A 23,048-nucleotide genomic window follows, 5' to 3' on the forward strand; every position below is an offset into this window, starting at 1 on the left:
TTTTTGTAAGCTTTAGTCATTGAGCGACGATAGCGCTGAGTGAAAAAAGTCTTGGGTGAAAAAAGCCTTGAGTGAAAAAGTCTTGGGTGACGATAACGCTAACCGATTATCTTACCGGCAGCTTGATATCTTTAAACATATTCTCAATCAGTTGTGCATCGCGCAGAGCTACGGCTTTCTCAACCACGTCTTTGGTTAAATGCGGAGCAAAATGCTCGATAAAGTCGTACATATAGGTGCGTAGGAAATTGCCTTTTCTAAAGCCAATTTTGGTGGTGCTATAGCCAAACAGGTGACTTGCATCAATCGCAACTAAATCACGGTCAATCACCGGGTCAATAGCCATAGAAGCAATCACGCCCACACCTAAGCCAAGACGCACATAGGTTTTGAGTACATCGGCACTGGTTGCGGTAAATACCACTCTTGGGTCAATACCAGCGGCTTTAAAAGACTTTTCAATTTCTGACTCTCTATCGAAACCAAAAACATAGGTCACTAAGGGGAATCGGCCAAGATCTTCAATGCTAATATTACTGCGACCCGCCAAAGGATGATCTTTAGTCACCACAATTGAGCGATTCCAGTGATAGCATGGCAACATTATCAAGTCGGAATAAAGGTGCATGCCCTCCGTTGCTATCGCAAAATCGGCGTCGCCTCGCGCAGCAAGCTCACTGATTTGAGAAGGCGTGCCTTGATGCATATGCAAGTTAACTTTTGGATAACGGTCAATAAAGCTACGAATAATATTCGGCAATGCATAACGTGCTTGAGTATCGGTGGTAGCAATATTGAGTTCACCTTGATCCGGCTTGGTATACTCTTCAGCGACTTTCTTAATACTCTCAACTTTACCGAGAATATCGTTGGCGATACTAATCACTTGCTGACCCGCTGGGGTAACATGGGTTAAGTGTTTACCGCTGCGACCAAAAATTTGAATCCCAAGCTCATCTTCTAGCATTCTAACCTGTTTACTGATCCCAGGTTGCGAGGTATAAAGGTTTTCTGCGGTGGCAGAAACATTAAGGTTATGGTTCACCACCTCGGCAATATATCTAAGTTGCTGCAGTTTCATTTTCGATCCTTTCGCCTCACCGAAATTGGCCTTGGACGGAGCTAATTTAGCCACCCAAAGCGCTCAATTAAGTATAATTATTAGTTATAGTACAACCAAAGAATTAAATCAAACTGGAATATAGCACAGACGATTGAGATTTCACACGACACAAGCCACAAAGCTAGTCTAAGATAACTATGCTAGAGTGTTGATTTATAGTAGCATTAACAGAATTGCATAAAAAATGGTAGACCTATGATATTCACCTTGGTTCTTATCCTTATCGGTGCGTTACTTTTGCTGGTCATTGGTATTAATGTTATTCAGCAGCAAAAAGAGCGTGCAGAAGCTGAGCGCAGAACAGAGTTAGCCCGACAACGGGCCATTATTGATGAGACTGAAAATGTCTTATCAAATACTGGTATGTTCCCCTGTTCGCCCCAAACCATATTGGTGTTATATCGCCGTGTACAAGAGGCATTAAAAATTGCCGGCTCATTATCACCCAATCAAGCGGGTGATTATGAGCGCCGTTTGGTTGATTTGCAGGGCCAAATTGACAACTTACAGCAAAACGCAAAATCTGCCCCTCCCATCGAAAGCTTTAGACTGCCGGACAATGACAAACAGATCTTAGTGTTGGTGCAGGTTTTAAAGAAACTTAAAGCCATTTTGCGTGCTGAGCATAATAAAGGAAAAGTGGAGCCCGCCATTTTTGCCCAAGAAGAGAACCGCATTGACAGCCTGCAATTGCGTATCAATGTTGATTCAATGTTGTCCCGTGCCCGCACAGCTTGCTTTATGAAGCAATACGGCTCTTCTAAACAGATGGTCACCAAAGCGCTGGCCACTTTACATGCTATTAAGGCGCAAACCCCCAACGATCCTTTTATCGCTAAAAAAGTCGATGAAGCGAAAAATATGCTCGACGAAATCATGGGCGCTCAAAAACAAAATGCGCCTAATGCGCCCAAAGTTAAGCAGGGCGATGAAGATGATATCGATGTATTGTTCCAGCCAAAGAAGAAGTGGTAACCTTTTCAAATTCTGACTATTAAAGTCTCACGCTAGTCGAGGTCGCTAGTCGACCTCTCACTTTCCTGCACCATTTAAGCACTCGATGTTAAACCTAGGCACATAGCAGCTGCAGTGTTAACGCTGTACAAATATGGCTTGCTACTTGAATCGTACAACACTGCCTGATGCTAGGTTAGGCTTGAATCTTTGCGTTACCAGTCGCAACTGCCGCTAGCAAGGCTATTCAACCTTGCAAAAAGTCTTTTGATATAGCAGCCATCAGAGCCTACTCCATCAATATTCTATGCTCATCTACACAATGCCATAATCTCAGTTGTGCACTATTTTAAGCTAAACATAAAAAAGCCCTGATATATCATCAGGGCTTTTAAGTATTACTTTTACTATAGAACTAGGCTACTTTTTCGCTTTCGCCTTTGGTTTGGCTTTCGCTTTAGGCTTAGCCTTAGCTTTGGCTTCGCTGACCCACTTGCCATCGATAAACTTAGATGTCCAACCGGTTGCTTTACCATCGACATCAGTAGCAACGTATTGCTCCTTCGTCTTACGGCTAAAGCGCACAGAGGCCTTATTACCTTCTTCATCAGTAACAGGTGCATCAGCTAAATACTGATACTTAGGCCATAACAGCTCGCGATACTTCACCAGCTCCTCTACCAATGGCGCGCGTGTTTCTCGTGATTTAGGGAATGTACTTGCCGCCATAAAGATACCGGCAGCGCCATCACGTAACACGAAGTAACCATCAGACTTAGTACACTTAAGCTCTGGTAGGTGGATAGGATCTTCTTTTGGTGGCGCAGCTTCACCGTTTTTGAGCAACTTACGGGTGTTCTTACACTCGCTATTGGTACAGCCGAAATACTTACCAAAGCGGCCGTTTTTCAGCTCCATATCGTTGCCGCAACGATCACATTCTAAAATCGGCCCTTCATAGCCCTTAATTTTGAACTGACCCGCTTCGACTTCATAACCAGGACACACCGGATTATTACCACAAACATGGAGTTTACGCGCTTCGTCAATTAAATAGCTGTCCATCGCCGTACCGCAAATGCCACAGCGGTGTTTAGCCCGCAATGCATCGGTTTCAGCATCTTCACTATTTTCACTGATCGCCTCTTCACCAGGTGTCAGATTCATGGTGGTTTTACAGCGCTCTTTTGGCGGTAAAGCATAACCGGAACAACCTAGGAATACCCCTGTCGTGCCGGTACGGATACCCATTGGCCGTTCACAAGTTGGGCATTTAATATCGGTGAGAATCATCTCGTTAGGACGCATTCCCCCCTCTTCCGGTGGTAACTCTGCTTTTTCAAGCTGCTGAGTCAAATCACCGTAGAAGCCGTCTAGTACTTTTTTCCACTGCAATTTACCTTGAGCAACATCATCTAATGTCTGCTCCATATCTGCAGTAAAATCGTAACTCATCAACTCTTCAAAGCTACCGACTAAACTTTCACTGACAATCTCACCCATCTTTTCGGCATAAAAGCGGCGATTTTCCACTTTTACATAACCCCGATCTTGAATGGTTGAAATAATAGTCGCGTAAGTTGATGGTCGACCAATCCCACGCTTTTCAAGCTCTTTAACCAGCGAAGCTTCACTGAAACGTGCAGGCGGCTTAGTAAAGTGCTGCTTAGGTGTTAACGTTTCCAGCTCAAGTGCATCACCCTGCGCGACATAAGGTAGGGTGCTTTCTTCGTCATTTTTCTTTTTAATCGCGGTTTGGACACGTGTCCAACCATCAAATTTTAACGTGCGGCCGGTTGCTTTAAGCTCATAGTCACCCGCAGTCACCGTTAAACGCGTTGCATCGTATTTTGCCGGCATCATCTGACAAGCAACAAACTGACGCCAAATCAATTCATATAGGCGCTGTGCGTCACGCTCCATATCTTTTAGGCTAGCAGCTTGTACTTTTACATCTGAAGGTCGAATGGCTTCGTGCGCCTCTTGAGCGCCCTCTTTGCTACCATAGCGATTAGGCTTCTCAGGTAAATACTTATCACCAAACTCATTGCCAATCATATCGCGAACGCTATCTAATGCCTCTTGGCTTAGATTGGTCGAATCGGTACGCATATAGGTAATATGACCCGCCTCATAGAGACGTTGCGCCATCATCATGGTCTTTTTAACACCGTAGCCTAAGCGGGTACTTGCCGCTTGCTGCAGTGTTGAGGTGATATAAGGCGCTGATGGTTTACTTGACGTCGCTCTGTCTTCACGCGCGGCAACAACGTAGCTTGATTGCTTTAGTTGCTCAACGGCAGCAAGCGCCTGTGTTTCGTTAACCGGCTTAAAGGCATCGCCCTTAAACTTAGTCACTTCCATCTTAATAGCGGCATTGCTTAAGGTGTTCAGATCAGCATGGATGTCCCAAAACTCTTCTGGTACAAAAGCCTTAATTTCACCTTCGCGCTCAACCACTAGACGTGTCGCTACCGATTGAACCCGGCCAGCTGATAATCCTCGAGCCACTTTTTTCCACAACAATGGCGATACCATAAAGCCCACAACACGGTCGAGAAAACGACGCGCTTGCTGAGCATTAACCATATTGGTATCTAAGGTTGCTGGGTGACTAAAGGCATCTTGAATTGCAGACTTAGTAATTTCGTTGAACACCACACGCTGATAACGTGAAGCATCTCCTCCAATCACTTCTTGCAAGTGCCATGCAATCGCCTCTCCCTCTCTATCCAAATCGGTTGCGAGAAAGATATGGTCGGCTGACGCTGCAAGTGTTTGGAGTTCTTTAACCACTTTCTCTTTGCCAGGCAAAGTTTGGTATTTCGCTTTCCATCCTTTTTCGGGGTCGACACCCATCCGAGCCACAAGCGCTTGTTTAGCCTTAGCACTTTTATAGACGGCTTTTTCTTCAGGCGACATCTTGCGCACTTCAGCGGGCGTTTTAGTCGCCACTTTTGAATCGCTGCTCGATGATGTTGGCAGGTCACGTATGTGTCCTACACTTGATTTAACAATGTAATCTTTGCCGAGATATTTATTAATAGTCTTGGCTTTGGCCGGTGATTCGACAATAACTAGCGATTTACCCATATAGTGTTCTGCGCCAAAAAGTCTCAAAAATCTGTAAATTGGCTCCATATATAGAGGGTTGTCTCGATACTTTCAAGCTAATCCCTATATTATTTGCGTTGGTGAGCCACTTTTTAACCATTTTTGAAAAAAATGTGAAAAATAATATTGCGTAATTAAAAACTAATATTTCATTATTCGCTATCTAGCAAGTAATAGTTATGCATTTCGATGCAAAAATCACAAAAACACACTTTTTCCCCTACCTTGTTAACCCCGCGCGCTCAAGTATACTGAGCGCAAATATCGCAAACAAAAACACACAAAGCATTAAAAAATCTGGTTTGCGCCCCTACTGAAAGGAACTTTCATGAAGCATTTTGAAGCGAATTTTGACGGACTCGTTGGTCCTACCCACAATTATGCCGGCTTGTCATTTGGTAATGTTGCCTCGTTAAACAATGCTGCGGCGACATCGAGCCCGAAGTCAGCCGCCAAACAAGGACTCAAAAAGGCTAAAGCGCTAGCCGATCTTGGTTTAGTTCAGGGTGTACTTGCCCCTCAAGAGCGCCCAGACTTACATACACTGCGTCGAATTGGATTTTCCGGTACAGATGCACAAGTTTTACAAAAAGCGGCTGAGCAAGCCCCTGCTTTACTTAGAGCGTGCTGCAGCGCATCAAGCATGTGGACCGCAAATGCGGCAACTGTCTCTCCTAGCGCTGATACCCAAGACGGTAAAATCCATTTCACCCCAGCAAATTTAGTCGACAAACTACACCGTAGTATAGAACCTATAACCACGGGCAACATTTTAGCGGCGACATTTGACAACAATCGCTACTTTAATCACCACGCTCATTTGCCAGAACACCCAAGCTTTGGTGATGAAGGGGCGGCCAACCATACTCGCCTTTGCCCACAGTATGGCCAATCAGGTGTTGAGTTGTTTGTCTACGGTCAAAGTGTTACCGATCCAAACGCACCTAAGCCGACCAAGTTCCCAGCAAGGCAAACATTAGAAGCCTCTCAAGCGGTCGCAAGATTGCACCAACTCGATGATGAAAGCTGTGTATTCATGCAGCAAAATCCCGATGTGATTGATCAAGGCGTGTTCCACAACGATGTGATTGCTGTCGGTAACCAAAATGTATTGTTCTATCATGAACAAGCATTTTTACATACCCAACAGAAGCTTGATGAAATCCGTCAAAAGTTCAATGGCAGTGACCTGCACTTTATTGAAGTCCCAACCGCTAAGGTATCGATTGATGATGCGGTGCGAAGTTACCTATTCAATACCCAGGTTGTTACCCTGCCAAACGGTGAAATGGCGATTATTGCGCCTACAGATTGCCAAGAAAACCCAGCAGTGTTTGCCTATCTCAATGAAGTAGTGACATTAGGTACGCCAATTAAGCATGTCCACTACTTTGATGTAAAACAAAGCATGCAAAATGGCGGTGGCCCTGCCTGTTTGCGCTTAAGAGTGGCAATGAATGAAGCTGAGGTGGCTGCGGTAAACCCTCATACGCTGATGAATGATGAGTTGTTCAGCAAACTAAATACTTGGGTCGACAAGCATTATCGTGATGAACTCGCTGTTGCAGACCTAGCCGATCCTCAGCTTATTATCGAGTCTCGGACTGCACTTGATGAACTCACGCAAATTATGAAACTTGGAAGTGTGTATCAGTTCCAGAAGTAATCGCGCGTTGAAAGCAGTTTGTTTTAACTAAATACCGACTAAAAAGCCACCTCAATTGAGGTGGCTTTTTTAATGACCATAAAATGGTACATAACCAATAAGTCATCAGCAAACTCGACGCTAGTTATAAAAAAAGGTGCCTCAGCACCTTTTTTAAGTTTTCTAAATATCATCCAAACTACAAGATAGTAATACCTATCGATACTACTTGGGTTTTCACCCCGCTTGGTGTTTCAACTTCAACAAGTAAGACGCCTGAATTAGGTTCATCCTCACCCTTAACTGTTACGGCAAAATCTCGCCCACCGTTATAGTTAGTACTAGGCCAAACTATTTCACTTGAACTTACTACAGAGCCAGCACTGGCGGTAAAGCGAACAATCGAACCTGCTGGCATCTGCTGATTATGTAAATCAGATATTGTAAACCAAGCCGTAGCTGCACCTTTGCCGACAATCTGAATACTCTGATGATTACCTTCACCGCGAGCATCATCAATTACAATGTCGGCTAAATCAGTGGCGAAAGCGGCACTTCCAGACATCACCATGACAAGACTACGGCGTACATAAATTGACTTAGAATTACTTACCCCATCAGCACAACCTGCGTGCACAGGGTCTGAACATAGCACACCATTGTACAGACCGTCTTTTTGATCGAATATTTGATTAAAATTAAAGTCAATTAACTCTTCAAGTTCACCACCTATTTGCCCAGGTAATTGGTTAGCAGGTTGAGGATTAAACACAGTATCTTCGTTATAGTCATTAAAAGCATCATCTAGATCAAAAGCTTGACCTGTAACATCGGTACCGTTAATAAATTCATTCATTTCATCAGCATCAAAGCGACCATTACCATTAAGGTCTGGAAAGCTTTCCTCGCCGATCGCCGTAGCGGTTATCGTTGCCCGGCCACCGTACTTCTGGTCGTAAAAGTTGCCGTAAACACCAAGTGTTGCATCATAAGTTAACCCTGATTCTGGATTACGAGTCTGCGACCCATCACCGGATAGCAAAGTATTCCCTTCTGGTCGTGGTAATTGTGATGTCCATTTAACCGAACAAGCCCCTTTCACCGTCTGGCAAGCATCTTCAATAGAACCGCCTTCAGTAGTAAAAGATACTGTTGTTCCGTCTGGTACAGGGTTATTAAATGCATCCGCCATACGCGCGGTCACCACTACCTCAGTACCATCAATATCCCAGCCTTCTGCATTTAATACTGCAGCAGATAAGGAGAAACTGTCTTGATCTGGAATACCGGTTGACACAATAAGCTGTTTCGACTGACTGGCTATCGCTGGTACCGAGCCATCATCTACAGTCGCTGTAACTCTTAAGGAAGTCGCAACGGTACCGGTAGTCACCACGGTCTGTACAATACCATCACTATTAGTCGTCGCAGATTTAGGACTAAAATCAACCCCACCTACATCTGTATTAAGCGAGAACAGTACATTTTGATTACTCACCGGGTTACTGTTTTTGTCCAACACTCTAAATTTAATTGTTGATGCTTCGATACCGCCGGTGCCTAGTATGCCAATATTCTCAGGCTCTGCGGATACAAATACAATACTGCCCACATCAGCTTGCAATACATTAATGATACCCACTGCCGATAACGCAATACCACCCGCATTAGCGGTGACATTTATTTGATCTTCACCAACACAGCCTTGGGCAAGATAAGTTGAAGTCGCAACCCCATTACTTGAAGAAATCGGAGAGCTAATTTCTGCTTGAGCAGGACTTTTGGTAGCACAAGTCGATGAGAAGTTCACGTCAACAGGCTCTGTAAAGGCATTGCCTTGATCGTCTTGAATCAACACTGAAATAGTTGCAGTACCACCAGCGGATAACACATCCGTGCTGACTTCAGCCACGCCTTCTTGTAGTGGGTCACCACTACCCATCACCACATTGGTCGCGCCAACGACCACGATAGTTTTGCCAACTTCATTGGTTGTCAGCGAGGCAGTGACCTCACCTGCGCCTAATGAACTACCAGCGTAAATATCTACTGTGGCTTTACCTTCGCTATCGGTGACCGCAGTTTTAATCGGTAGATCACCAATTTCACTGTCAAAGGTGACAATCACCGCACTACTAATGCCCGTCACCGTAGCGGTGAGCTTTCCTGGCGATAACGTACTGATACTTTGAATAGGGTTGCCACTTGGGTCCGTCAACACCACAGAAACTTGTGCACCACCTCCAGCCTCGCCGCCATCGCCAACCATAATCAGATTGACTGAGCTGCTCTCACCGGTACTCGTGGTTGCCGTAACCGTTGCACCCGTATTGATTTCTGCGGTGTTCACCTTAATGGTTGCTACTCCATCAGAGTTAGTAGGAACATCGCCAGTAATGGGATCGAACGTACCGTAGTCGGCATTATTTAGTGAAAACGATACGAGAGTATCAACCGGGTCACCATTGGAATCGACAACGGTTGCGGTTATCACGCCAGGCTCGGCAACTGATATTTGGGAATTATCGATAGACAAATTAACTGAAATGGTAACTTCTGGAGCAGGATCTGTGCCACCGCCCGAATCTGATATATCCCCCCCTCCACTACACGCAACTATAAAAAAGGACAGTAAAAATGAGACAAAAACTTTAAACGCTGACTGCATTGTCAGACTCCCTGTTACTCAGATTATAAATTTATAACATCTGTTTATTACTTATAGGTCAACATTACACAATTTTCCTATAACTTTTCCATAACTCATTGCATTTAATTCGGCAAAATCACCAAAAACTTTAACTATTTGCCCGTTTCTTCTGCTAACTTTTCTTGCTAGGCTTTAATGCGCAAATTGAAAGCATAATAATTATACAGGAAGCAAAATGGCTTTAACTCAATCTAAAAAACTCGGCCTCACGGGTAAAATACTTATCGGTATGGCTACCGGTATTATATTTGGCCTGTTGCTGAGAAACCTGCTGCCAGGTAGCACGTTCGTTGAAGAGTACATAACCGAAGGGTTGTTTAATGTCATCGGCTCGATCTTTATCTCTAGTTTGCAGATGTTGGTTGTCCCCTTGGTATTTATCTCTTTGGTGTGCGGAACCTGCTCGTTAAGCGACCCATCAAAATTAGGGCGCTTAGGGGGTAAAACGATAGCGTTTTACTTATTCACCACCGCTATCGCACTATCGATGGCAATTCTTGTTGCACTGTTGATTCATCCCGGTAATGCATCACTGGCCTCAGAGCACATTGAATTTAGCGCCAAGGAAGCGCCTGGTTTAGCCGAAGTACTCATTAATTTAGTTCCTCGCAACCCAATTCAAGCGATGACCGAAGGTAACATGCTGCAAATTATTATCTTTGCAGTGATCTTTGGTTTTGCCATTTCCCACATTGGTGAAAGAGGTAAGCGTGTTGCAGCGCTATTTAGCGACTTAAACGAAGTGATTATGCGTGTTGTCACCTTAGTTATGTCACTGGCGCCTTATGGTATTTTCGCACTAATGGCGAAGCTCGCACTGACTCTAGGTGTTGAAACATTCGGTAGCGTACTGAAGTACTTCTTAGTGGTTCTGGGCGTGTTGCTGATACATGCGTTTGTGGTTTACCCATCACTATTGAAGCTATTTTCTGGGCTTAATCCATTTATCTTCATTCGTAAGATGCGTGATGTGCAACTATTTGCATTTAGTACCGCAAGCTCAAACGCAACCTTACCCGTTACCATTGAAACCGCTGAGCACCGTTTAGGCGTGGACAACAAAGTGGCGTCATTCACTTTGCCTTTAGGTGCCACCATCAACATGGATGGTACGGCGATTATGCAAGGTGTGGCGACAGTATTCATTGCTCAGGTATTTGGCATTGATTTGACCATCACCGATTATGCCATGGTTGTCGTTACCGCTACGCTTGCCTCAATTGGTACAGCCGGTGTTCCAGGTGTCGGACTTATCATGTTAGCTATGGTACTGAACCAAGTAGGACTGCCTGTAGAAGGTATTGCACTGATTATGGGTGTTGACCGCCTACTTGATATGGTACGTACTGCGGTTAACGTTACCGGAGACTCTGTTGCTACTGTTGTGATAGCTAAATCTGAAGGTGCGTTTGATGACACAACCTTCAATGATACTCAAGCAGGGAAAACTGCGGGCAGCTTTACTGAACAAGTTAACGCTGAGCTAAAAAGCTAATAACCCATAAGTGAGTATTTAGCAGATCAAAAAAGGCGCCTAAGGGCGCCTTTTTTATTATGTAGAGCAAACTCTAGTTTAGCGCTCCCAATAGGACTCTTCTAGACTATCTTCACGCTCAGGTAAACCCCGAGATAATCGTGGACTATGTTGAGCCAATACTTCAAATGCTACGCGGTTTGCATATTTACAGATTTGTGAAAACGAGCTGTAACACAAGCCATCGTTCTTATGTTTACTTGAACCAGGCACATTAGAGCGATGATAATCGTTGGATGCCAAATCATGCAGTAGCGCAGATAAAGCACCATCACCGGCTCCATTGGTATTACGAATTTTTTCCGGCCCGCCCATATAAGGTGAAATATGCGCATATACCTTTATAGGTTCATCACAATCACGGCGACGCTTAGGACGTGAAAACTCATAGCGGTTAAATTCAGGAATAGCACCAGGCAGTAATGCATGACTTGTTTCGCGCTTTTCGCTGTCATCGGTGTAACCAGCCGTATACAAGCCAAGAGGCCCTGCGGTAGTCAACACCATGTCACACCACTCTAAAGCCGCCTCACTGGCGCTCAGTGGGTCCTTAAAGCCTGTTAGCGCTTCACCTTCATCTTCATTCATCGCTAATATCGAAACATTGTCCTTAATGAAGTCACGCCACCACTGCGGATCTTCCTCAATTAAGAAGCGAGTACCCAGTGTCAACACCACTGGCACATCGGCCGCTTTAGCATATTCTATGGCTTTTAGTGCCGCCGCTGTGATCTGATCGCCTCCACTAGCTCGCATTAAATAAGCGGTCAATACTAAAGCTGAAGAGGTTTTAACTATCTTTTCGTCGATATAGGCTGGCGTCAGCTTATCCATTGAACCTTTGCTGATTGCAAAAGTACGCTCGCCACATTCAGAAATCAGCGTAAAGCAACGCCCAATTGGGCCATCTACCGGCTGCAAGAAGTTAAGATCGACTTTAGAGGATGTATTGCAAAGGTATCGGTAGGCATAACTCCCCACAGCAATATTATTACTCATGACCCCAAACAATACCGAGCGATCATCGGCCAAAATAGAATAGTTATGAACGGTGTTACCGATAGTCCCACCAGCGAACTCATCACTGACTAAGCGGTTATCTTTCAGCTCGTTATATAACTGGTGCGCCTTGTCGTCATCAATTAAGGTTGAGTTACCTTTAGGTAAGCCATAACGTTGTAATAGCTCATCGCCAACTTTGGCTTCAATATCAACCAATGTTTGATCGATACCACTAATATGGGTCGAGACGTGCTGCGGCTGCTGGGTCAATTGTGCCAGCAGCGGATCTTTGTTTTTGACTGGAAAATAGTGTTTAGACTTTCGCTGTCCAGGAAACTTCATAACAGATTCTCAATATTGGCATCCTTGCGATCTTCTAAAAGTAGCATACTATATTCCCCGCGCTAGTATGCATGGCACTTCAGGCAATGCCGCCATCATTAAACAAAATGGCGGCAGATCCTAGCATAGTTTAGTGCAATGAACAGCGATTTATAGTGTTTGTTCACTTAGCCAACCCGCGGCTTGTTGCTTGACTAATTCAGCCATCATTTGAATATGAGCATCATTGTCATTCAAGCAGTCGATAAAACGATAGTTTTCACCACCGGCTTCGATAAACTCCTGTTTACCTTCAGTGGCGATTTCTTCTAAGGTTTCTAAACAATCAGCAGCAAATGCTGGGCACATAATGTCCACCGACTTGATACCTTGTTTAGGCAAATCAGCTAACATCTCATCGGTGTATGGTGTTAACCATTCTTCTTTACCAAATTGCGACTGGAAGCAGATGCGCCATTGCTGATTTGTTAAGCCAAGACGTTGTGCTAATAATTCTGCAGTAGACTGACATTGTTGTTGGTAAGGATCGCCCTCTGTCACATAACGCTTAGGCACGCCATGGAATGACATAAGCAAGCAATCAGCTTGGCCATATTGCTGCCAATGACTTTGCACCGACTGAGCCAATGCCTCAATGTAGGTTGGATGATCAAAATACTGTTTATTAAAGCGAGTTTCTGGGTAGTCGCGTTGTTGCTGATACTGACGAGTAATTGCATCAAACACGGGGGCAACCGTTGAGCAGGAGTACTGTGGATAAAGTGGCAGGACGATTATCTTTTCTGCACCGCGTGCTTTAAGCTGCGCCAACCCAGATTGTAAAGACGGATTCCCGTAACTCATGCCTAATTCTACCGGCATATTCAGCCCAGCGGCTTGCAACATGCTTTGTAACTTTTGCTGTTGTCGCTCACTGACGACCATCAGCGGCGATCCCTGCTCCCACCAAATACTCTCGTAGAGTTTAGCGACCTTTTTGGGGCGAGTATTAAGAATAATACCGTTGAGGATCGGTTTCCAAATCAACGGATTAACGTCTACAACACGAGGGTCACTCAAAAACTGCTGTAAAAAGCGCCTGACATCGGCAGTGGTTGGACTATCTGGTGTTCCCAGATTAACGAGTAGAACCCCAATTTTCTCAGACTGTATGCTCAAGTTAGCTCTCTTAATAAGGCGATACTCAAAAGATGTTAATGGCCATCAACATACGCTTTGCAAATTTATCCCTCGCACTGCGGATAGAAATCAATTTACCCGCGCCTTACCAACTCCTTTTGCTTGCTCTCGCCTCAGTGCTAATTCAGTGGTTTTCCCAACCTTTACTAATTGCACTGATAGTTTACAAAACCTATGTGATCACCTCGGATATTCACCGGCCAGTGGCGCGATGTACACCTGTTTGTATTTTTTGAGTTATATGTAAGGAAAATGTAAGGCTACCATCGAGTTAGGCAATAAAAAAGCCCACAAATGTGGGCTTTTTTGAAATATGAGAGCTAGCTCATATAGAGAAACTAATAAGCGTGATTAGCTTAAAGCTGTTACGATTTCAGCACTCACATCGGCAACACTTTTAGTGCCATCAAATTTGCTATAAACCAGCTTATCTTGCGACGCTAGGTTGCCATAATATTCAACCAATGGCTTAGTTTGCTCGTGGTAAATGCCAAGGCGTTTACGCACAGTTTCTTCTTCATCATCTGGACGGATTGCAAGATCTTCACCGGTAACATCATCTTTGCCTTCAACTTTTGGTTGGTTGAAAACAATATGATAAACACGTCCTGAGCCAGGGTGAACACGGCGACCACTCATGCGCTTAACGATTTCTTCATCTGGTACATCGATTTCCACCACGTGGTCAATATCAATACCGCTATTTGCCATCGCATCGGCTTGCGGGATCGTACGCGGGAAACCGTCTAATAAGAAACCTTTTGCACAATCATCTTGGGCAATACGCTCTTTTACTAGGCCGATAATAAGCTCATCAGAAACTAACTGACCTGCATCCATCACTTTTTTGGCTTCTAAGCCAAGTGGCGTTCCGGCTTTAACAGCAGCACGTAACATATCACCTGTAGAGATTTGTGGAACACCATATTTTTCCATGATGAACTGTGCCTGGGTACCTTTACCGGCACCTGGGGCACCTAATAGCATAATGCGCATCTGAGAGTCCTCTTATTTCGCATAGTTTTTATCATTGGGCGGCGATTTTCGCATAAATAGCCGCTATTTTGAAGGGGCGTTAATGAGTTTAACTTTGCCCCTTTGCTTGTATTTCTACTCGACAATTGTTAGAGAGGCAGTTCACTAACCTCATCAAAAAACAATTGCTGAAGGCAGCGGTTAATACAATAACGTATATAACTTTCTACGGTATTGATTCGCTAGCGAATCGCCTTGGCCCATGGCAGTTAAAATATCGAGGAATAACTGCTTAATGTTGCCGTCTAACGCACTCATATCTTTTTGCAATACTGCAAACAAGCTTTCAAGTGCTTCGTCATTGCGATTGGCTTGGTGCAACGCAGTAGCAAGCTTAAGTACCAACTCCATATTGCTTGAGTCAGTAGCTAGTTGCTGTTGCAAATTCCTAATTTCTGGCGTGTCTGCCGCATCAAGGGCTAGGCTTAATTTCGCCTTCAAACTTTGGAAGTAGCTATCTTGGTCTGCTAAGCCGATGCCGTCTAGTAGACTTTGCGCTAACACGAGATCGCCTTTACTGAGCAACGCATCAACATAGGGTAACGCCACTTCAGCAGCAGTGGATTCACTGTATGCTTGCTTTAACAAAGGCAAAGCTTGGTCAAACTGCTGCTCTGCTAGCAGTTGCTTAGCTTGCTGCAGATCCAATTGCCATTGTGCAGGTAGGTGTTTTTCAAGTAGTTGTTCTATCTGTGGCGCTTCCTGTAATCCGGCAAAACCATCAATAGGCTTGCCTTCACTTAGCACCATAGTGGTGGGTAAACTTTGGATCTGGAAATAGTTGGCGATTTCCATCTCCGTATCGCAATTGACCTTCGCCAATACGAAACGGCCTGATTGTTGAGCCATCGCTGTGAGCGTATTGAGCAATGTGACGCTTTCAGGACTTTGCTCACTCCAGAAGTTCAACACAATGATCTGTTGCATTGACGCATCGACGACTTGCTGAATATTCTCTTTAGTGAGATCGAGTACAGGTTGCATAACCATCCTTGCATTTAATCAAAAAAAGCAAAGGCAGTTTACACTGCCTTTGTTAATTAACGATTGTTGATTACTTCAAGTTCGCCATCAACATCTGATTCATCAACTTAATGAACGCTGATGGGTCAGATAAGCTGCCTTTTTCTGATAACTGAGCTTGCTGTAACAACAACTCAGCCCACTGACCGAATAGTTGCTCATCTTGCTCGTTGTCTAGACGCGCTACCAATGGGTGCTCAGGGTTAATTTCAAATGTTGGTTTTGTTTCCGGTACTTCTTGACCAGCCGCTTGCATCAGCTTAATCATTTGGCTAGACATCTCGCCCTCACCGGCCACAACACACGCTGGGGTATCGGTTAGTCGTGAAGTCACCTTAACATCGGCCACTTTATCACCGAGAACATCTTTCACTCGAGTGATTAATCCTTCTGATTCTGTTTGCAACTTCTCTTGTGCTTCTTTATCTGCCGCATCTTCAAGGTCGCCTAGTTGCAAATCACCGCGAGTTACTGAGTGCAATTGCTTGCCGTCAAATTCAGTAAGGTGATTAATCAACCACTCATCGATGCGCTCAGACATCAATAATACTTCAATGCCTTTCTTGCGCAGTAATTCAAGATGAGGACTGTTTGCTGCCGCTTCGTGGCTATCAGCAACAATGAAGTAAATCTTAGTCTGACCTTCTTTCATGCGCGACACATAGTCAGCTAAACTTACCGTTGGCTCTGCACCATTGCCTTCTGTAGAGGCAAAGCGCAGTAATCCAGCAACACGCTCTTTGTTAGCGAAATCTTCAGCAGGGCCTTCTTTCAGTACTTGACCAAACTCAGCCCAAAACGTCTGATATTTCTCTGCATCGTTCTTAGCAAGCTTCTCTAACATACCTAGCACACGCTTGGTAACTGCGGTGCGCAGTGCTGTGGTCACCTTGTTATCTTGTAAGATTTCACGTGACACGTTAAGTGGTAAATCGTTTGAATCAATAAGACCTTGAACAAAACGTAAATAGCTCGGCATAAACTGCTCAGCATCATCCATAACAAACACACGTTGTACGAATAATTTCAAACCATGTTTACGGTCGCGGTTCCACATATCCCAAGGTGCTTTCGCTGGGATATAGAGCAAGCTAGTGTATTCCTGTTTACCTTCTACGCGGTTATGGCTCCAAAGCAGTGGGTCAGTAAAGTCATGAGAGATGTGCTTATAAAACTCTTGATACTCTTCTTTGGTCACATCGCTTTTGTTACGTGTCCAAAGCGCTGTTGCCTTGTTCATTGCTTGCCACTGACCTTCAGTCGCCGCAATCGCTTCGCCACCTTCTTCAGTCGCCTCTTGTGCAGGCGTGCCCTCTTGCCACATCTCTACAGGGACTGAAATATGATCAGAGTACTTAGTAATAATTGAACGTAGACGGAAATCATCAGCAAACTCTTTTTCATCTTCGCGTAGGTGCAAAGTGATCTTGGTTCCACGGCTTGCTTTACTGATGGTATCAACGGTGAAGTCACCTTCGCCTGCTGACTCCCACTTCACCGCTTCATCGGCTCCATGGCCAGCAGCACGTGTTTCTACCGTGACTTGATCAGCAACGATGAATGCAGAATAAAAACCCACACCAAACTGACCAATCAGTTGTGAATCTTTAGACTCATCACCTGAAAGGTTTTTGAAAAATTCGGCAGTACCAGACTTAGCAATCGTACCTAAGTGTTCAATCACACCATCACGAGTCATACCAATGCCGTTGTCTTCGATAGTGACAGTGCCTTGCTCTTTGTCGGCACTGATGCGAACGCGTAGCTCACCATCGCCCTCATACAAAGCATCATTTGTCAGCGCTTCATAACGAAGTTTGTCTGCCGCATCAGCGGCATTTGATACCAATTCACGCAAGAAAATCTCTTTGTTTGAATACAAAGAGTGGATCATCAAATTCAGTAATTGTTTGACCTCGGTTTGAAAGCCATGAGTTTCTTGTTGTGACATCGATTATTCCTTCTAATTTCACTAAACACGTCGATGCAATTAGCATCTCTATGGCACTAGAGATGGGGTTGGTTTTTTGCTTTTCAAGGAAAAAAGTGCACCTTTGGTGTTTTTGCACAAAAAAAGCCCAGATAAGCGATTATCTGGGCTTTTTAACCAACTTTGTCGTGGCAGATCTAGTTACAACGGTAACCGACCATTAAATGATAATGCTAATGTGGTGCTGTCGACATACTCGAGCTCACCGCCAACGGGAACACCGTGTGCGATACGACTAACGCTAATCTCAGCGCTTTTTGCCATATCTGCAATATAATGTGCCGTTGCATCACCTTCTACCGTTGGATTGGTTGCTAAGATCAACTCAGTGACTTTGCCTGACGCAATCTGCTTGGCCAATAACGCCAGACCTAACTCATCAGGTCCGACACCATCTAATGGTGATAGATGGCCGAGTAATACAAAGTATCTGCCTGAAAAATGCCCTCCTGCTTCGATGGCTAATACATCGGCAGGGGTTTCTACCACACAAATCACACCTGACTCTGTGCGCTTATGATTGGCACAGATAGGACAAAGATCTTCTTCGGTAAATGTGCGGCAGTCATCGCAATGACCCACTTCGCTCATCGCACTCGACAATGCTTCAGCAAGCTGTTTGCCAGGCTTTCTATCACGTTCTAAAAGCTGAAAAGCCATCCGCTGTGCAGATTTAGGACCCACACCCGGTAGGCAACGCAACGATTGAATCAGCTCATCAACAAGCGGGCTAAATTTCATGGCGTTAGAAAGGCATCTTCATACCAGGTGGTAATTGCATGCCACCGGTCACTTCAGCCATTTTCTCTTTTTGATTCTCTTCAACACGACGTGCCGCATCATTACATGCTGCTGCTATCAAGTCTTCTAGCATCTCTTTGTCATCTTCAAGTAGGCTTTCGTCGATATCGACTTTGCGTACACTGTGAGAGCCTGTCATGGTCACTTTAACAAGACCTGCACCTGCTTCACCGGTGACTTCCATACGTGCAATCTCTTCTTGCACTTGGGCCATCTTGTCTTGCATCATCTGGGCCTGCTTCATCAGGTTGCCCATACCGCCTTTTCCAAACATATCGATCTCTCTATCAATAATAAAATCTGGCTAATCTTACTCAATTAGCATTAATAAGCAATTAAAGCTGGTTGATAAACTCAAATAATTTGCTAGTACTGTGAATTAGCTATGACTCTGGCAACCGAGAAAAGTTCGAACTACTGATCAACTCAATACTCTCGCCCTTACTAGTCATCAACTCAGGAGCATAGCTGATGCTATCGGGTTCAAGCTCTATTTGCATAAACTGATGCAACCATTGAATATGCTCATCACTTTGCAGACTATAATCTGCCTGCGCGAGCAGTTCTTTATGGAATCGTTGCCTGATTTCCAAAGGTGTTTCACGATTTGAATCTACACCCACATCAATCTGAATCTCATATTGCTCACCCAACGCATTAGCCAGCGCTTGTTGCAGTTGCTCTATAGCTATCGGCGCGGCTAAATGTTTTTGATTTGGCTTAAGCAGCAAAGCCAGCGGCGAGCTAAACTGTGGACATACTGAATTGACCGCCAACTGCCTCACCCGGCCGCCAACATCCAAGACAGACATCAATCGATACCATTTTAAATCAGTGTCATGTCCAGTTACCTGATTTTCTCCTAACGGTGGTAACACCGCGGGCACAGCGCTTTCGCTGCGTTGATGGCTTTCAATGAGATCGTGGCTGTTCGCTGGCTCAAGGCTGTTATCAAGCGCTATCCCCTGGCTGGGTCGGTCTTGCGCTTGAACTTGCTGCGTTGATGGCTCGCTATTCGCAGTGCCTGCTTCGCTTGTCGGTGGCGCAGATAAAGCGGCAGCTTGTGCTTGAATATCAAGGTTACCTGCTTGCGGGTTTGGCTCCCAAGGTGGCCTATCCTCACTTGAAGTGGCGTGCGTAGCCGACACGCCCTCATCTTCATCAGCGGCTTCTGCCTGTGGCTTATCCGAGCGAGCACTATCTGCGCCAAAGCGCTTATCGCTACTTTCATCTTCACTCGCTGACTGAGGACTTTCAGCGGGTTTTCGTGTGGGTGGCACAAAGGCCTTTTTATCACTTAAAGGCTTTTTTGTGTCACTCTCCTTAGCAGGCTCTGCATCTAGGTCAGTGAGCAAGGATTGACGCGCAGCAAGCACGGCATCAAGCGGATCATCAAATGGTTCAGCTGGCGCAGGACTTTGCTCAGAGCTGTTTTTAGACTCAGGGCTGTTAATTGGCTCAGGGCTGCTACCCGGCTCAAGGCTGTTAACTGGCTCAAGGCTGTTATTCGTCGCCGTCGGAGCATCAAACAAAGGTTGCGATGGCTCATCGACAAAATAACCGTCTTGAGAATCATCATCCATCGCGCCTGATTGCATCGCGTACTGTTCTAGCGGTATTTGCTCATCGCCGCTAAAACTCTGATCAGCGACGGGTTCTGGAGTAACCGCGGGTTTTAGCTCTGAACCTGTAACATCTCGATTGTTGCTAGCAGAAACCTGTTCAGTCGGTGTTGAGCTTGATTTAGAGGCAGACGTGGGCGTTGACGAGGGTATTGCTGTTGCACCAGACGCCAAACTCACGTCTTCACGCTGCGCTGATGTTGTTTCGCTCTCTTGTACTTGGCCGCTATGCATTTGGCTTTGCGCTTGGCTCAATATCAGTGCTTGCTCGCTCAATAATGCCGCGTTTTCGGCATCATCGCTTTCGACACCACCTGCTGGCTCAGCTTCTATAATCTGCTCGGCTTTGGCTACTGGACTTGCAGCTTCCCCTGGACCATCTTTGCTCGTATGGCTCGATGTTTGCTCTTGGCTATTTGCTGGTTTCGCGTTAACAACTTTCTGCTCACTTAGGGCTGGTTTACTATCATCAACCACACTAGGTAGCGGCTTTAGATCATGGGGCTCAGCGAGCCAGCGCTTGACGGGTTTTTCAGGTACAAATGCTACCGCCCTTAATAGTGCCATTTCCAAACCAGATTTAGGATCTGCTGCATGGGGTAAGTCACGACGGCCATTTAAAAGTAGCTGGTAATATAACTGTACTTGCTCAGGATTAAGTTGCTCTGAGAAATGGCTGATCTGCTGCGCGTAAGCAGACGACTGGGCCGCAGCAGGTGCAAATTGGGTCAAAGTAATTTGATGCAATAACTCAAGTAAACCTCGTAGCACCTCTTCTGGCTGGGCGCCCATTGTTAGTACCTGATTAACTAAGGTCATCAATTGGCCAATATCGCCCTGAGTTAACCCATCAAGCAATGCAATAACATAGCCTTCATCGATTGTCCCTAGCATAGTTTGCACTAAGGCAAGTTTAATATGGCCGGCACCAAAAGCTATCGATTGGTCGGTTAAACTCAAGGCATCACGCATACTGCCGTTGGCAGCTTTTGCCAGCAAATTAATCGCCGCTTCTTCATGATCCACTTGCTCTTGCTCAAGGATATGGGTCAATTGTTGGCTGATCTGTTCTTGAGTCAGGCTTTTTAAATTAAACTGCAAACAGCGTGATAATACCGTGACGGGCAGGCGCTGGGGATCTGTCGTCGCTAACAGAAATTTGACATGCTCAGGCGGTTCTTCCAAGGTTTTCAGTAATGCATTAAAACTGCTACGCGATAGCATATGCACTTCGTCAATCAAATAAACCTTGAAACGACCACGGCTGGGTCGATACTGTACGTTATCAAGTAGTTCACGCGTATCGTCAACTTTAGTGCGAGAAGCTGCATCCACTTCAATCAAATCAACAAAGCGACCTTCGGCAATCTCGATACAGCTGGAACAGGTACCGCACGGGGTTGCTGTGACACCTTGTTCGCAATTGAGTCCTTTCGCAAATAGCCGAGCTAAACTGGTCTTGCCCACGCCGCGTGTGCCTGAAAATAGATAAGCATGATGCAAGCGGTTTTGGGTCAACGCATTGGTTAGCGCATGTAAAACATGTGATTGACCGACCATTTGTTCAAAAGTGGCAGGGCGCCATTTTCTGGCTAACACCTGATATGACATGGAACTCCCCAACGTGTCATGAAAATGAGATAGCGGGATACACTCCCTAACTGAAGCACAATACCATGCTAATGCTAAAGTCGCTAGCAAGCACAGACTTCATCGAGCTAACTGACTGAAAAGTAGCTTTGCAAGGCGTTGAAAACAAAAACGCCAACGATAACAAACAGTATCATTGGCGTTCAGTTAGCTTTATGGCAAGTAAAAAGCGGCTTATTCGCCTTCAAACTCAACCAGTTTAACCAGCTCAAGTCCCATCGCTGCTAACTTTGTTTCACCGCCAAGGTCGGGCAGCGAAATAACGAACGCCGCATGACTCACTTCACCACCTAATTGACGAATCAACTTCACAGTTGCTTCGATTGTGCCACCTGTTGCCAACAGATCATCAACCACAAGTACTTTATCTTCAGCGGTTATTGCATCGGTATGAATTTCAAGCATGTCATGGCCATACTCTAACTCATAGCTTTCGCTGATCGTGTTGCGTGGTAACTTGCCAGGTTTACGTACGGGCACAAAACCAAGACCTAACTCCAACGCTAATGGCGCACCAAACAAAAATCCACGCGCCTCAGTGCCCACCACTTTGGTAAAACCAAAATCTTTATAGTGTTCAACTAATAAAGCAATCGTTGCCTGATAGGCCTCAGGTTGTTCCATTAAGCTGGTAACATCTCTAAACAAGATGCCTGGCTTTGGATAATCTGGAATGGTTTTAATGCTTTGCTTAATCAACGCAAGTTTATCTGTGTTCATTGCTATCATCTTTTGAGTCATCCCGAATAAAATCGGGCAGGCCAAAAACAGGCCACTAGATTAGAATTTTCGGCTAAGCTTAAGCCGCTTTAGATGCAGTTGCAACAATCGATGCCGAGATCCACAACATAGATTGCTATGGCAGATCACATTTTTGCAATTCAATAAGCTTAGGCTGTGTGGCACATTTTAACGCGGCTGAGCAGCAGTATTATTCATCTTCCAATTCTGGAATTTGCCGCAAATAAAGCAGTAGCGCGGTACAAAAGCACACCAACATTACTTTAACCCATAGCAAAGGAACGATGGCAATACTGATGGCAAAGCTGATGGTGCTTGCAATATATGCTTTACGTTTTAATCCTTTGCGAATGGCTCGTTTGCTATCCCAATCTCTCAGTGCTTCAGCAAACCAAGGATGGGTCATCAACCAATTGTGTAATCGTTGGCTTGAACGAGCAAAGCTATAGGCAGCAAGCAAAATAAACGGAACGGTGGGTAATAGTGGCACGACAATACCGATGAGCCCCAATACTAAGGCGCATAGTCCGACAATCAGAAAAAAACCGCGTTTTAATACCATCTATTTTCCAATAAAAAACCA

16 protein-coding genes are annotated in these 23,048 nt (G+C 45.0%); 3 read left to right on the forward strand and 13 right to left on the reverse strand.

The features are described 5' to 3' along the window. Window positions 1-106: 106 nt before the first annotated feature. Window positions 107-1,081 (reverse strand): HTH-type transcriptional regulator CysB, encoded by a 975-nt coding sequence (gene cysB / locus FLM48_RS12935; protein WP_028772457.1) that lies wholly within the window; start codon window positions 1,079-1,081, stop codon window positions 107-109. Between the two features lie 237 nt (window positions 1,082-1,318). Between cysB and FLM48_RS12940 the strand changes: the two genes are divergently transcribed. After that, window positions 1,319-2,098, forward strand: coding sequence for a hypothetical protein (locus FLM48_RS12940; protein ID WP_028772458.1), 780 nt, complete (start codon window positions 1,319-1,321; stop codon window positions 2,096-2,098). 399 nt (window positions 2,099-2,497) lie between these two features. On the opposite strand, the gene topA is transcribed toward FLM48_RS12940, so the two are convergent. Further along, on the reverse strand, window positions 2,498-5,170 hold the full coding sequence (topA, locus tag FLM48_RS12945; protein WP_179024907.1) for a type I DNA topoisomerase: 2,673 nt from the start codon (window positions 5,168-5,170) through the stop codon (window positions 2,498-2,500). Between the two features lie 349 nt (window positions 5,171-5,519). Between topA and astB the strand changes: the two genes are divergently transcribed. After that, a complete protein-coding gene (gene astB / locus FLM48_RS12950) occupies window positions 5,520-6,857 on the forward strand; it encodes an N-succinylarginine dihydrolase (RefSeq protein WP_179024908.1) in 1,338 nt (445 codons plus the stop codon). A gap of 178 nt (window positions 6,858-7,035) precedes the next feature. Here the strand turns inward: astB and FLM48_RS12955 are convergent, their stop codons facing one another. Continuing rightward, window positions 7,036-9,504: an Ig-like domain-containing protein gene (locus FLM48_RS12955; RefSeq protein WP_179024909.1), complete on the reverse strand. Its 2,469-nt coding sequence runs from the start codon at window positions 9,502-9,504 to the stop codon at window positions 7,036-7,038. 217 nt (window positions 9,505-9,721) lie between these two features. Between FLM48_RS12955 and FLM48_RS12960 the strand changes: the two genes are divergently transcribed. Continuing rightward, entirely contained in the window at window positions 9,722-11,041 is a 1,320-nt protein-coding gene (locus FLM48_RS12960) for a dicarboxylate/amino acid:cation symporter (protein ID WP_028773002.1), read from the forward strand. Between the two features lie 78 nt (window positions 11,042-11,119). On the opposite strand, the gene FLM48_RS12965 is transcribed toward FLM48_RS12960, so the two are convergent. The 10 genes from FLM48_RS12965 to FLM48_RS13010 form a co-directional block, all read right to left on the reverse strand. Then, a complete protein-coding gene (locus FLM48_RS12965) occupies window positions 11,120-12,424 on the reverse strand; it encodes an inosine/guanosine kinase (protein WP_028773003.1) in 1,305 nt (434 codons plus the stop codon). A 150-nt stretch (window positions 12,425-12,574) separates the two neighbouring features. Beyond that, entirely contained in the window at window positions 12,575-13,582 is a 1,008-nt protein-coding gene (gene hemH, locus FLM48_RS12970; RefSeq protein ID WP_179024910.1) for a ferrochelatase, read from the reverse strand. 372 nt (window positions 13,583-13,954) lie between these two features. Next, entirely contained in the window at window positions 13,955-14,599 is a 645-nt protein-coding gene (adk, locus tag FLM48_RS12975; protein ID WP_028773005.1) for an adenylate kinase, read from the reverse strand. 180 nt (window positions 14,600-14,779) lie between these two features. Next, the gene (locus FLM48_RS12980; RefSeq protein ID WP_179024911.1) at window positions 14,780-15,622 is read right to left on the reverse strand and encodes a tetratricopeptide repeat protein; all 843 of its coding nucleotides are present in this window, start codon (window positions 15,620-15,622) and stop codon (window positions 14,780-14,782) included. A gap of 70 nt (window positions 15,623-15,692) precedes the next feature. Next, on the reverse strand, window positions 15,693-17,612 hold the full coding sequence (gene htpG, locus FLM48_RS12985; RefSeq protein ID WP_179024912.1) for a molecular chaperone HtpG: 1,920 nt from the start codon (window positions 17,610-17,612) through the stop codon (window positions 15,693-15,695). A gap of 180 nt (window positions 17,613-17,792) precedes the next feature. Beyond that, entirely contained in the window at window positions 17,793-18,392 is a 600-nt protein-coding gene (gene recR / locus FLM48_RS12990) for a recombination mediator RecR (protein WP_179024913.1), read from the reverse strand. Window positions 18,393-18,396: 4 nt separating this feature from the next. After that, complete coding sequence (locus FLM48_RS12995) at window positions 18,397-18,726, reverse strand: YbaB/EbfC family nucleoid-associated protein (RefSeq protein ID WP_028773009.1); 330 nt, start codon at window positions 18,724-18,726, stop codon at window positions 18,397-18,399. Window positions 18,727-18,835: 109 nt separating this feature from the next. Next, window positions 18,836-21,685 carry a DNA polymerase III subunit gamma/tau gene (gene dnaX, locus FLM48_RS13000; RefSeq protein WP_179024914.1) on the reverse strand — a complete coding sequence of 950 codons (2,850 nt, stop codon included), beginning with the start codon at window positions 21,683-21,685 and terminating at the stop codon, window positions 18,836-18,838. A gap of 213 nt (window positions 21,686-21,898) precedes the next feature. Next, window positions 21,899-22,450 carry an adenine phosphoribosyltransferase gene (apt, locus tag FLM48_RS13005; RefSeq protein ID WP_157577519.1) on the reverse strand — a complete coding sequence of 184 codons (552 nt, stop codon included), beginning with the start codon at window positions 22,448-22,450 and terminating at the stop codon, window positions 21,899-21,901. Window positions 22,451-22,655: 205 nt separating this feature from the next. Further along, window positions 22,656-23,027 (reverse strand): YbaN family protein, encoded by a 372-nt coding sequence (locus FLM48_RS13010; protein WP_179024915.1) that lies wholly within the window; start codon window positions 23,025-23,027, stop codon window positions 22,656-22,658. Window positions 23,028-23,048: the final 21 nt, after the last annotated feature.

The sequence above is a fragment of the Shewanella sp. Scap07 genome, from assembly GCF_013394145.1.
GTDB classification, from domain to species: domain Bacteria; phylum Pseudomonadota; class Gammaproteobacteria; order Enterobacterales; family Shewanellaceae; genus Shewanella; species Shewanella waksmanii.